Raw genomic sequence first — 11,460 nt, 5'->3', positions numbered from 1 at the left:
CCCCCCCCCCCCCCCCCCCCCCCCCCCCCCCCCCACCCCCCCCCCCCCCCCCCCCCCCCCCCCCCCCCCCCCCCCCCCCCCCCCCCCCCCCCCCCCCCCCCCCCCCCCCCCCCCCCCCCCGCCCGTCTACCTGGCAGAGCCGCGCCGCGCCGGCCCCTCCGGCGGCCGGCGGCGCAGTGGTGCGAGTTCCCGATCGAGCGTCCGGACGTCCCGCGCTATGCGTGCGGCGACCTCCCGCGGTTCGCTCCCACTCGGCAGTCGGCGCGACCAGGACCGGGGCTTGGCCGGACCGTCCTGGACCATCTGGAAGTCGAGCCGCACCACCCCGGCGACCTCGAACAGCCCGACCAGGATCCGGGTGTCGCCGAGGTCGATGGTGACCTCGTTCCCGATGCACGAGCATGCCACCAGGCCCTCGATGTCCTCCTCCGCCAGATACCTGGCCAGCGGGACCGCCCTGCCCCGGATGAGAAACGGACGTGCCACCGAGCCCACCGGACCGCCTCCTCTCGCCGCACGCGTGCGGCCCCGGCCGCAGCGCAAACGCACTGCGACAGACCGGGCCCGCCCATGCTCCACCACGCCGCGTCCGACCGCCAAGTCCGTGTCTCACCAAGTGATTTGAGCTAATGCACCCACCCGGCGCACCGGCGCACACCTGGGCGCATCGGGCGGCGCGGGGGCGTCCCGATCCTCGGGTGCCGCTGCTGCCGCGCCCGACCGTGGATCGAGGCGCTGGCGGAAGACTCCCGGCGGGGGGGTGGACGGCAGCGGGCGGTGGGCTGCCAGCGGTCAGCGGTGGCCGACGATGACGGAGATGCCCCAGCCGATCGCGGCGAGGACCACCGCGAAGCACACCGCGGCGACGGCGTAGCCGAGCGCGCCGGCGGTGGCGCGTGGAACGCCGGCCTCGCCTTCCCGGCCCGGCGGGTTGAGGGCGCGGACACCGACGGCGAACAGCGCGGGCAGGCCCGCGCCGGCGAGCAGTCCGACCACGACGATCTTCCACAGCGCGCTCAGGTTGATCCAGGAGTTCACGGGGCCACCTCGTCGACGGAGGGCGCGGGAGCGACGGAGCCGGTCCACGCGGCGTTGACGTTCTCCGGGGTGACGGCCGGGTGGCGGGACGCGACGAAGAAGGCGATCGAGGCCAGCACCAGGACCACGAAGACGACCACGACGCCGGTGGTACCGCCGATGGCGTGGGCGACCCAGTACGCCAGCGCGCCGGCCAGTGCCGCGGCCGGAAGGGTGAGCAGCCAGGCCGCCACCATGCGGTTGGCGATGTTCCACCGTACGACCGCGCCCTTTTTGCCGACCCCTGATCCGAGGATCGACCCGGTGGCGACGTGGGTGGTGGAGAGCGAGTAGCCGAAGTCGGTGGAGGTGAGGATGACCGCGGCCGAGGACGACTCCGCAGCCATCCCCTGCGGCGCGTCGATCTCCACCAGTCCCTTGCCCAACGCCCGGATGACCCGCCAGCCACCGATGTAGGTGCCCAGGGCGATGGCGACGGCGCAGGAGGCGATCACCCAGGTCGGGGCCTTCGCTCCGGTGCTCAGCGTTCCGTTGGCGATCAGGGCCAGGGTGATGACGCCCATGGTCTTCTGCGCGTCGTTGGTGCCGTGGGCGAGCGAGACCATGCAGGCCGAGCCGATCTGACCGGTCTTGAAGCCGCGTGTGCGCGGGCTGTCGGCGACACCGCGGGTGAGCCGGTAGACGAGGAAGGTGCCGAGTGCGGCGACCACCCCGGCGATGACCGGCGACAGGGCGGCCGGCACGATCACCTTGGCGACGAGGGCCTGCCACTTGATGGCCGAGGTGCCGGCCGCGGCCATGGTGGCCCCGACCACGCCGCCGATCAGCGCGTGCGAGGAACTCGACGGAATGCCTACGTACCAGGTCGTCAGGTTCCACAGGATGCTGCCCGTCAGGCCTGCCATGACGACCGTCAGCGTCACCTCGTGACTGTTCACCAGCCCGCTGGCGATCGTCGCTGCCACCGCGGTCGACAGGAACGCGCCCACCAGGTTCAGCACGGCCGAGACGCCGACCGCGACACGCGGCGGCAGGGCACCGGTGACGATCGAGGTGGCCATGGCGTTGCCGGTGTCGTGGAACCCGTTGGTGAAGTCGAAGCCCAGCGCGGTGGCAACCACCAACGCCAGGACCACGTCATTGCCGATCACGGGGACGAACCTATGCTCACCGGCCGTCCACCCGGCTCCCCCCACCGTCCGAACAGCCGGAGAGTCGCCGACCATCACCCGATCGGAGCAAGGAGGCGGAGGGGCGATGGGAAGGCACCTGCGGACGCGCTCCGCCGTCGGAGGTGGCCCCATCGGCGATGGCCTTCGAGGGTGGTTGTCGGAGGTGGCCGAGGCCGGGGTCGGAACCCGACCCCGGCCCCTCCGATCCGGTGCGCTCACCCGCGCACGGCTCGGCGGGCGAACCCGGCAGCCGTCGCGGCCGGCCCGGCGGCGTTCCTAGCGCAGTACGCCGTGCACGGCTTCCGGGTCGGTGGGCGGGAGTGGGGCGGCCGGCGTGGCCGTCAGTGCCTTGGCGGTCGCCGGCGGCGGGGTGACGTACACCGGCGTCGGGTCGTCCTCGGGCACGCAGGTCTTGGCGATCCGACCCTTGCCCTGGGGCAGGCTGCCGTCGCGCAGGTAGGCGGTGAAGGTGTCGTCCAGGCAGGCATTGCCGTGGAAGAGGATCTCGTGGAAGCTGCCGCCGTTCTGGACGACCAGCTTGGAGCCCGGCAGCGCGTCGTGCATGGCGAGGCCGCCCTCGTACGGGGTGGCGGCGTCCTCGGTGGCCTGGAAGAGCAGGACCGGGGGCAGGCCCTTGCCGGTGATCTTCAGCCGACCGGCCTGGTTGCCCTGGTACGGCCAGAACATGCAGGCGGCGTTGTACCACATGTTGTTGTACGTGTAGAAGGGTGCGGCGGCGTTGACCTTGGCCTGGTCCTTCTTCCAGACCTCCCAGTCGCGCGGCCAGGCGTTCTCGGTGCACTGGGCCGCGTTGTACGCGGGGAAGGTGCCGTCGTCGGCGCCGGGGGCCGCGTACTTGTTGTAGGCGATGTTCAGCGGCTGGGTGTCGTGCCGGGTGACGTAGGCGGAGAGCACAGTGGCCATCCGAGGCCAGCGCAGGAAGTTGTAGCCGCCGCCGTAGAAGGTGTCCTCGAACTCGGCGGGGCCGATCTTCCCCGGTGCCGGGGCGGCGTCGGCCGGGTCCTTCCGCAGCGCGTCCTCGACCTGGTCGTAGGCCTTCTTCACGGCGGCGGCATCGGTGCCCAGGTGGTAGACGGAGTCGGCCTTGGCCGTCCAGGCCGCGAAAGCGTCGAAGCGGCGCTGGTGCTCCTTGTCCTGCAGGACGTTGTGGTCGTACCAGCTGATGGTCGGACCGACGATGCTGTCCAGCACCATCCGCCGTACGTGCGAGGGGAAGAGCTGGCCGTAGGTGGAACCCAGCGAGGTGCCCCAGGATCCGCCGTAGAAATTGATCTTCGGTACGCCGAGCGCCCGGCGGATGCTGTCCATGTCGCGGGCGTTGTCGACGGTGGTCATGTGCGGCAGCAGCCAGGACCAGTCGGCCGCGCAGTCGGCGGCGTAGCCGGCCGCCTTCTTCAGCCAGTCCTTCGAAGTCCCCTGGCTCAGTTGGTAGTCGGGGCGCTCGCCGTCGAAGTAGTGGGCGTCGCACACGACATGGGGGTCGCTGCCGTTGGTGCCGCGCGGGTCGAAGCCGATCCAGTCGTAGGTGGAGGCGACGTCGGCGGGGATCTGGCCGGAGATGTAGGCGGGCATCCAGAGCCCCGAGTCGCCGGGGCCGCCGGGGTTGAGCAGGATCGGGCCCTGCTGCTTGTCCTTGGGCGCGGTGGCGGGGAGCCGGTTCAGCTTGATCTTGATCTTGCGCCCGCGTGGATCGGCGTAGTCCACCGGCACGTCGAGCATGGCGCACTGCAGTGCGGGCGTGGCCGGGTCGTCGCAGGAACTCCAGGCGAGGTTCCCCTGGCCGGCGTCCACGAGGTCGGCGGCGTCGGGCCCGGCAGCCGAGGCGGCGGTGCCGCCCAAAGCCGCGACGGCTGCGGCGGCCGCGAGGAGGGCGATGGCTTTTCTCATGGGAGGCATGATGTGACATGTGCAATGGCACATCTAGGGGGCGGACCGGACTTTAGCAAGCTTTGACCCGCGCTCGTCTGGATGACTGATCATCAGACCTATGTCTTCCTAAGGGGTTGACCGTGCAAAGGATCGTGATCCGTGACTAGCATCGGAATTCCATCAGGTTCGGACGCTAATCGCCTGGGAGGGGCAGCGCCGGACAGACCGACAGGAGAGGGCCCACCCCGCGTGTCCCACCAGCACGTCCACCCCGTCAGCTCCCGGCCGACCCCTGCCGATGCGGCCCTGCCGGCCGCCCTGCCCTATCCCGACGGCTGGGCCGCGCTCGCGTTCTCCGCCGAGCTCCGACCCGGCACCGTGATCACCCGGCAGCTGGCGGGCGAGGACGTCGTGCTCTACCGCATGCAAGACGGCCGGCTGCGCGCCGTCCGACCGTACTGCCCCCACCTGGGCGCCCACCTCGGGCTCGCCAAGGTCGAGGACGGCGACCTGGTCTGCCCGTTCCACCGGTTCGCCTTCGACGCCGACGGCCGGTGCGTACGGACCGGGTACGGGACGCCGCCGCCCAAGGCGGCGCTCTCCCGGTTGCCGGTGCACGAGGTGAACGACGCGGTCTTCGTCTGGCGCCACCACGACGGCCGCGAACCGGACTGGGAGATCCCCGCCTGGCACGTGCTCGACGACCAGCCACTGCGCCACGCCTCCTTCGAGATGCCCGGCTACGCCCAGGACGTCATGGAGAACTCCTTCGATCTCGGCCACTTCATCACCCTGCACGGCTGGCCGCACGGAGAGCTGGCGGCCCCGGTCGAGTACGACGGGCACCGCTTCCACATCTCCATGCGCGTGCGCGAGCAGTTCCCGCTGTTCGGGATGCGCGAGGTGCGGGTGGAGGTCGACGGCTACGGCCTCGCCGCGCTGCACACGGACGTCCACACCCCGTCGCTCGGCCTGCGGATCTGCTCACTGGTGATGGCCACCCAGGTCTCCCCCAGCCGGATGCAGCTGCGCCAGGCGAGCCGCTTCGCCCTGGACGAGCCGGCCCGGCTGCCGCCGGCGCTCGCCCGGGTGGTCAGCCGTACGACGACCAGGCTGCTGGCCGGTCCGATGTTCAAACACACCCTCGCGTTCACCTCGGACGACTTCCCGATCTGGTCCACGAAGCGGTACCTCTCCCCACCGCGCCTCGCCGCCGGTGACGGGCCGATCGGCGCGATGCGGCACTGGGCCCGGCAGTTCTACCCGCCGGACCACCGGGAGCACATCCCGGCGCCGACCGCCCTGGCGGTCCGCCCCGACCGAGAGGCTCCGGGGGACACGGCCCTGCACCGGTAGGCCCCTCCGGGACGACATCACCGGTAGGCCCCTCGCCCACCGGCCCGGTTAGGCTGCCGCATGGCCCGTTTCACGCTGATCCGCCGCTGCCCGCTCCCGCCGACCGACGCCTGGGCCCGGCTCACCGCATGGCCCCGGCACGGCGACCGGGTGCCGTTCACCCGGGTGGGCGTGGCGCGCGGCACCGGCCGGGCGGTGGGGGACGTGGTCCTGGCGCGCACGGGAGTCAGGCCCGTGCGGTTCGACGATCCGATGGAGATCGTCGCCCTGGTCGAACCGGAGCTGTGTCGGCTGGAGAAACGGGGTCGGGTCGTCCGGGGCTACGCCGAACTGCGGGTCCGGCCGGTGGGCGGCGGCAGCGCCGTGGTCTGGACCGAGGAGCTGCGGATCAGCGGCCTGCCCCGGCTGTTCGACCCACTGGTGGCCTTCGCCGCACGCCTCGTCTTCGGGCGGGTGCTGGATCACCTGCTGGCCGCCACACCGGCTACGCGGCCCAAGGCGTCCTGACCGGGCGGCGAACGGCCACCGCGCAGGGCCCATCCGGCAGCCGGTCGATGCCGAACCGGTCCCCCGAAGCAGGGGCGTCTCCGGGGCGGTCTCCGGGCCTGGGACCATGGGCGGTCGGTACATCGAGCTGGGGGACCACATGGAGCTACGGCAGCTGCGCTGCTTCGTCGCCGTCGCCGAGGAGCTGCACTTCGGCCGGGCCGCCGAGCAGCTGCTGCTCGGCCAGCCCGCCGTGAGCCAGCAGGTGCGGCGGCTGGAGCGGGAGTTGAAGGTCGAGCTGTTCGACCGTTCGCCCCGGTACGTCCGGCTCACTCCGGCCGGCGAGCGCTTCCTGCCCGCCGCCAGGGACGTGCTGTCCGCCGAGGCCGCCGCCCGCGCCCTCGCCGCCGACCTGGCCGCCAGTCCGACCGCACCCGCCGTGCTCCGGCTCGGCACCGTCACCGGGCTCGGCGAGCGGCTGGAACTGATCCTCGACACCTACCGGCGACGGGCGCCCGAGGTGCGCGTCGAACTCCACTCCCTCCCGGTGCGGGAACGGCTCGCCCGGCTGGCCGACGGGCGCCTCGACGCCGTCTTCGTGCGCGGCGCCGTCGCGGAGGACAACCCCGACCTCCGCTTCCTGCCCGTCTGGCAGGACGAGTTGCTCATCGCGCTGCCCGCCCGGCACGCCCGCGCCGACCAGCCTGACATCGACCTCGCGGAACTCGCGGACCTGCCCCTGCAGTTGACCGAACGCCGCAACCACCCGGCGCTGGTGGACCTGGTCCTGGACGCCTGCGCGCGAGCCGGCTTCCAGCCGCTCCCCGGCCCGCCGCACAGCACCCTCCAGGACACCCTGGCCTCGATCGGCAGCGGCACGCCGATGTGGACGATGGTGTACGCCGCCAACGCCCGGATGACCAACGCCCATCGGATCGCCTTCCGCCCCTGCCGGACCCCGCTGGCCCTACCGACCTCGATCGCCGTACGGCGCTCGGCCCCGCTCCCCCGGCTGCTCCTGGAGACCTGCCGCCTGACACCCCCGACGTGGAACGATCAGGATTCGTGATCGCTGCCAGAGCGAATCGGGTCTGGGTGCGGGCGGCCCGATCGGGTGGACTGTTCCCAGCCGGAAAGAACCCGGCGGGAGAGTTCAGCAAGAACCCGGTTAGGAGCCGAAGATGCCGATCGTCACCATCCAGCAGGGCCCCCGCAGCGTGGAGCAGAAGCGCGAGTTGGTCAAGAAGGTCACCGAGGCCTTCGTGGAGACCCTGGAGGTCCCGGCCGAGAGCGTGTACGTGTGGATCCAGGAGTACCCGGCGGACAGCTGGGGCGCGGCCGGGAAGCTCACCGCGGACCGGTAGTCGGCCAGGCCGTCAGCCCTTCTTCTCTGTCGGCCCCGTCAGCCGTCGGGCGGCGGTCCCGTGGGGCCGCGCCCGCCCGGCTAGCGTCCGCGCAGCCGCCGCACCAGGTCGCGGGCGGCCTGCGGCCAGTGCGGCTGCTCGAAGGCGAAACCCGCATCGAGCAGCCTGGTCGGCACGACACGGCGGCTCTTCAGCAGCAGCTCGGTCTCCGAGCGGAGCGCGAAGGCGCCGAGCTCGGCCATCCAGCGCGCGGCGGGCAGTGCCAGCGGCATGCCCCAGGCCGCCCGCAGGTCGCGCATGAACTCGCGTTGGGGCAGCGGGTTCGGGGCGGCGAGGTTGACCGGGCCGGCGAGCTCGTCCCGGTCGACGAGGAACTCGACGGCGCGGACGAAGTCCCGTTCGTGGATCCAGGACACGTACTGCGCGCCGCCCGCGATCGGGCCGCCCGCACCGAGCCGGGCCAGCCAGGAGAGCGCGTCGAGGGCGCCGCCGCGCTCGGGCCCGAGGACGACGGCGGTGCGCAGCGCGAGCCGGCGGGTGTGCGGGGTGTCCGCCTGCGCCTGCGCGTCCTCCCACGCCCGGGCGATGTCGATGCTGTACCGCCAGGAGGCCGGGGCGTCGGGTTCCTCGCCGCCGATCGCGCCGGTCAGCTCGTCGTTGGGCGCGTCGTGCCGGTGGGCGTAGACGGTGGCGGTGCTCATCTGCAACCAGACGGCGGGCGGGCGGCGGGCGGCGGCGATCGCCTGGCCGACGGCCCGGGTGGAGAGCACCCGGGAGTCCATCATGGCCCGCCGGTTCCCCTCGGTGTAGCGGCAGTTGACGCTGCGCCCGGCCAGGTTGACCACCGCGTCGCTGCCATCGACCTCCGCCGCCCAGGGCCCGAGGTTCCGCCCGTCCCACCCGACCTGCCGGGGCCCTTCGGGCCTGCGGCTGAGGGTGACCACCCGGTGTCCGGCCGCCCTCAGGGTGCGGTCGAGCAGCGTCCCGAGCGCGCCGGAGCCGCCGGGAATGACGATCTTCATGAGTTCCCCCTCCATCTCCGGCGTCGAGCCTAACGCCTCGATTGAACACGTTCAAATTATGACGCGGGGCGGTGAGGTGAGGCGCCGAGGCCAAGCCCGCCTCCGCACCGCTGCGCGGGAAGTCGGCCGGGTCGACTTCCCGCGCAGGTGGGGCGGACGGAGACCGTCAGGCGGTCGCCTCGTGCTCCGCTCGGCGGCAGGCGACCACCGCAGCGCGAGCTATCCCTTCGCCGGGGCGGTGACGGCGCTGAGCGGTGTGGCCAGTGACTCCAGGCTGCGGCGCTCGGCCTTGACGCCGATCGCGGCCTCGACGAGGCCGGCCAGCGTCATGAGGGCGGCGCCGATGCAGAAGGCGAGGGTGGTGTCGGACACCTTGCCGCTGCTGACCAGGCCGTTGAAGAGCAGCGGGCCGCTGATGCCGCCGACCGCCGTACCCACGGCGTAGAAGAAGGCGATCGACAGGGCCCTGGTCTCCAGCGGGAAGATCTCGCTGACCGTCAGGTAGGCGGCGCTCGCCCCGGCGGAGGCGAGGAACAGCACGACCGTCCAGCAGGCCGTCATGCCGACGGCGGAGAGCGAACCGTGTTGGAACAGTGCGGCGGTGGCGAACAGGAGCAGGCCGGAGCCGATGTAGCTGCCGGCGATCATCGGTTTGCGGCCGACGGTGTCGAAGAGGTGGCCGAGGAGCAGCGGGCCGAGGAAGTTGCCGACCGCGATGACCACGAAGTAGTAGCCGGTGTCACCCTCCGCCACACCGAAGTAGGTCGTCAGGATGACGGCGTAGCCGAAGGTGATGGCGTTGTAGAGGAAGGCCTGGCCGATGAAGAGGGCGAGCCCGAGGATGGTGCGGCGGGGGTAGCGGGCCACGACGGTGCGGACGATCGTGCCGAAGCCGAGTGCTTCGCGTTCGCGGATGCGGATCGGCTCGCCGGTGACGGGGGGCAGCGGTCGTCCGCTCTCGCGTTCGACGGCCTGCTCGGCTTCGGTGACGACCTGTTCGGCTTCCTGGGCTCGTCCATGGGTGAAGAGCCACCGCGGACTCTCCGGGACGTGCCGGCGCACGAGCAGGATCACCAGGCCCAGGCCCACGCCGATGCCGAAGGCCAGCCGCCAGCCGACGTCGGTGGCGAACAGCGCGGTGTTGAGCAGCGCGATGGAGGCGAACGCGCCGAGGGCGGCGCCGACCCAGAAGCTGCCGTTGATGATCAGGTCGACCCTGCCGCGCACCCGGGCCGGAATCAGCTCGTCGATCGCGGAGTTGATCGCCGCGTACTCCCCGCCGATGCCGAAACCGGTGAAGAACCGGCACAGGAAGAAGAACCACGCCGTCCACGACGCCGCCGTCACCGCCGTGGCGGCCAGGTAGACGGCGAGTGTGACCATGAACAGCTTCTTGCGGCCCAGCCGGTCGGTCAGCCAGCCGAAGAACAACGCACCGCTGCACGCGCCCGCCACGTACACGGCCGCGGCCACCGTGGTCACCTGACTCGTGGAGATGGCGATCCCGCTGCCGTTCTGGGCGAGCCGGCCGGCCATGTTGCCGACGATCGTGACTTCCAGACCGTCCAGGATCCACACGGTGCCCAGGCCGATCACGATCCGCCAGTGCCACGCCGACCACGGCAAGCGGTCCAACCGCGCGGGCAGACAGGTCTCGACCACCCCCGGCTCCGACGGTTGTCGGTGTTCGGATGCCTTCGCCGAATCGACCATGACAGATCCCCTTTCGCTCGTCCTGTTCCGCCCGTCGGGCCGGCCCTGCTGTTCCCCGTTCGCTTCGATCCGCCGAGCGACCGCTGCGTGGTCGCCACTGCCGTGTCACCGCCGGGGTACGTGCCGTCCCCCGGGGAAGCGACTCCCGAGGAAGCACGGGGTTGCGTTGCGCGATCACGTCTGCCCGGAACGGCTGTTCACATGCCGGGCGAGATCGACTTGCGGCGGCTGCGGTCGTGGAGGGTCCAGGCCGGGATCACGGACAGTTTTCGGTCAGGTGTGGCGGGCATTCGATCCGGGCCTATCAAAGAGCTGATCACCGTCGATAGGGTGCGGCGCGTCCCCGCTACTACGCCCTCCCTGCCGCTCCGCCGGTGGGGAGACGACCGATCGGACCGGTGTCGCCGTGACCAGGACCCTCCGCCAACTGATGTCCCGTGCCGGAAGGGCCGCTGCGACCGTCGCCGTGCTGGCGGCCGCCCTCACCGGTACGACGGCCGGCACGGCCTCGGCCACCGGCAGCTGGACCTGCTCCGGGGCGCCCGTCCCGAGCGGCTACGTCATCACCATGTACAACGCCGGCGGCTGCAACAACCACGGCTCATGGTTCCAGCAGCCCGCGCAGAACCGTCTGTGGACCTGCTCCGGATCGCCCATCGTCTCCGGCTACGTGCTGACGAACTACGACTCCCGTGGCTGCAGCGGCGTCGGCGCCTGGTTCCACGAGCTCGTCCGCAACGGCATCTGGACCTGCCCGTACTCGCCGATCCCGGCCGGCTACCGCAGCACCACGTACGACGCGCGCGGCTGCAGCGGCCTCGGTGCCTGGCTCACCATCAAGGCCTGACCGCCCACGGCCGCCCAGTCGCAGCGGCGTGACGGCCGCCATCCCGCGCATCGATGACGACGGGTCGTCCAGACGGATCTCCTTCCGACGTGGCGGTCGGGCAGGGGGATCGCAGGTCAGCGGTGTCCGCTCCGGTCAGGCGGCCGCCGGGCGTCGGGAGTGCCAACCGGCGATCAGGGCGCGGCGTTCGTCCTCGGTCAGTCCGCCCCACACGCCGTAGGGCTCACGGACGTCGAGGGCGTACTGCCGGCACTCGGCGAGCACCGGGCAACGGGCGCACACCGACTTGGCCACCTGCTCGCGCTGCTTCGCCGCAGCGCCGCGTTCATTGGTCGGGTGGAAGAAGATGTTGCTGTCGACGGTGCGGCAGGCGCCCCGTATCTGCCAGGACCAGCGGTGCTCGAGCGCTCCGGGGAGGCGGGCGGTGTCGGTCACGAGAGGCTCCTTCCGAGTGAGCGGTGGCTTCCGCCCGCTCGTCTATCCCGATTCGCGAGGCACATGCGCCGCCGAGCCGCGCGGCCGCCGGATCACGACAACGACGGGGCGAGCGGCAGCGGTTGACTCGGAAGTGA

The 11,460-nt window shown here is 71.9% G+C and carries 12 protein-coding genes; 5 read left to right on the top strand and 7 right to left on the bottom strand.

Features of this window, described 5'->3' with window-relative positions; translation table 11 throughout:
- Nucleotides 1-126: 126 nt before the first annotated feature.
- From ACZ4WV_RS16740 to ACZ4WV_RS16725, 4 genes are all read right to left on the bottom strand, one after another.
- A complete protein-coding gene (locus tag ACZ4WV_RS16740; protein WP_465747238.1) occupies nt 127-486 on the bottom strand; it encodes a hypothetical protein in 360 nt (119 codons plus the stop codon).
- Between the two features lie 306 nt (nt 487-792).
- Entirely contained in the window at nt 793-1,038 is a 246-nt protein-coding gene (locus ACZ4WV_RS16735) for a hypothetical protein (protein WP_465747236.1), read from the bottom strand.
- Nucleotides 1,035-2,189, bottom strand: coding sequence for an inorganic phosphate transporter (locus ACZ4WV_RS16730; protein WP_465747234.1), 1,155 nt, complete (start codon nt 2,187-2,189; stop codon nt 1,035-1,037). The genes ACZ4WV_RS16735 and ACZ4WV_RS16730 overlap by 4 nt, the downstream gene beginning before the upstream one ends.
- A gap of 297 nt (nt 2,190-2,486) precedes the next feature.
- Complete coding sequence (locus tag ACZ4WV_RS16725; protein WP_465747232.1) at nt 2,487-4,118, bottom strand: alpha/beta hydrolase; 1,632 nt, start codon at nt 4,116-4,118, stop codon at nt 2,487-2,489.
- 231 nt (nt 4,119-4,349) lie between these two features.
- On the opposite strand from ACZ4WV_RS16725, the gene ACZ4WV_RS16720 reads away from it, so the two are divergent.
- The 4 genes from ACZ4WV_RS16720 (at nt 4,350) to dmpI (ending at nt 7,306) form a co-directional block, all read left to right on the top strand.
- Complete coding sequence (locus ACZ4WV_RS16720) at nt 4,350-5,456, top strand: Rieske 2Fe-2S domain-containing protein (protein WP_465747230.1); 1,107 nt, start codon at nt 4,350-4,352, stop codon at nt 5,454-5,456.
- A 60-nt stretch (nt 5,457-5,516) separates the two neighbouring features.
- Nucleotides 5,517-5,963, top strand: coding sequence for an SRPBCC family protein (locus ACZ4WV_RS16715; RefSeq protein ID WP_465747228.1), 447 nt, complete (start codon nt 5,517-5,519; stop codon nt 5,961-5,963).
- 106 nt (nt 5,964-6,069) lie between these two features.
- A complete protein-coding gene (locus ACZ4WV_RS16710) occupies nt 6,070-7,011 on the top strand; it encodes a LysR family transcriptional regulator (protein ID WP_465747226.1) in 942 nt (313 codons plus the stop codon).
- A 112-nt stretch (nt 7,012-7,123) separates the two neighbouring features.
- On the top strand, nt 7,124-7,306 hold the full coding sequence (gene dmpI, locus ACZ4WV_RS16705; RefSeq protein ID WP_465747224.1) for a 4-oxalocrotonate tautomerase DmpI: 183 nt from the start codon (nt 7,124-7,126) through the stop codon (nt 7,304-7,306).
- 80 nt (nt 7,307-7,386) lie between these two features.
- Here the strand turns inward: dmpI and ACZ4WV_RS16700 are convergent, their stop codons facing one another.
- Both ACZ4WV_RS16700 and ACZ4WV_RS16695 read right to left on the bottom strand, forming a co-directional pair.
- The gene (locus ACZ4WV_RS16700) at nt 7,387-8,328 is read right to left on the bottom strand and encodes a TIGR01777 family oxidoreductase (RefSeq protein WP_465747222.1); all 942 of its coding nucleotides are present in this window, start codon (nt 8,326-8,328) and stop codon (nt 7,387-7,389) included.
- Nucleotides 8,329-8,547: 219 nt separating this feature from the next.
- Complete coding sequence (locus tag ACZ4WV_RS16695) at nt 8,548-10,041, bottom strand: MFS transporter (protein WP_465747220.1); 1,494 nt, start codon at nt 10,039-10,041, stop codon at nt 8,548-8,550.
- Between the two features lie 406 nt (nt 10,042-10,447).
- Here ACZ4WV_RS16695 and ACZ4WV_RS16690 point away from each other — a divergent pair, with 406 nt between their 5' ends.
- Nucleotides 10,448-10,888: a hypothetical protein gene (locus ACZ4WV_RS16690; protein WP_465747218.1), complete on the top strand. Its 441-nt coding sequence runs from the start codon at nt 10,448-10,450 to the stop codon at nt 10,886-10,888.
- Between the two features lie 135 nt (nt 10,889-11,023).
- Here the strand turns inward: ACZ4WV_RS16690 and ACZ4WV_RS16685 are convergent, their stop codons facing one another.
- Nucleotides 11,024-11,323 carry a WhiB family transcriptional regulator gene (locus ACZ4WV_RS16685; protein WP_465747216.1) on the bottom strand — a complete coding sequence of 100 codons (300 nt, stop codon included), beginning with the start codon at nt 11,321-11,323 and terminating at the stop codon, nt 11,024-11,026.
- Nucleotides 11,324-11,460: the final 137 nt, after the last annotated feature.

It is taken from the genome of Kitasatospora sp. NPDC029312 (assembly GCF_055569215.1).
The sequence above is the reverse complement of the archived record's forward strand: the minus strand, read 5'-3'. Positions and strand labels throughout refer to the sequence as shown.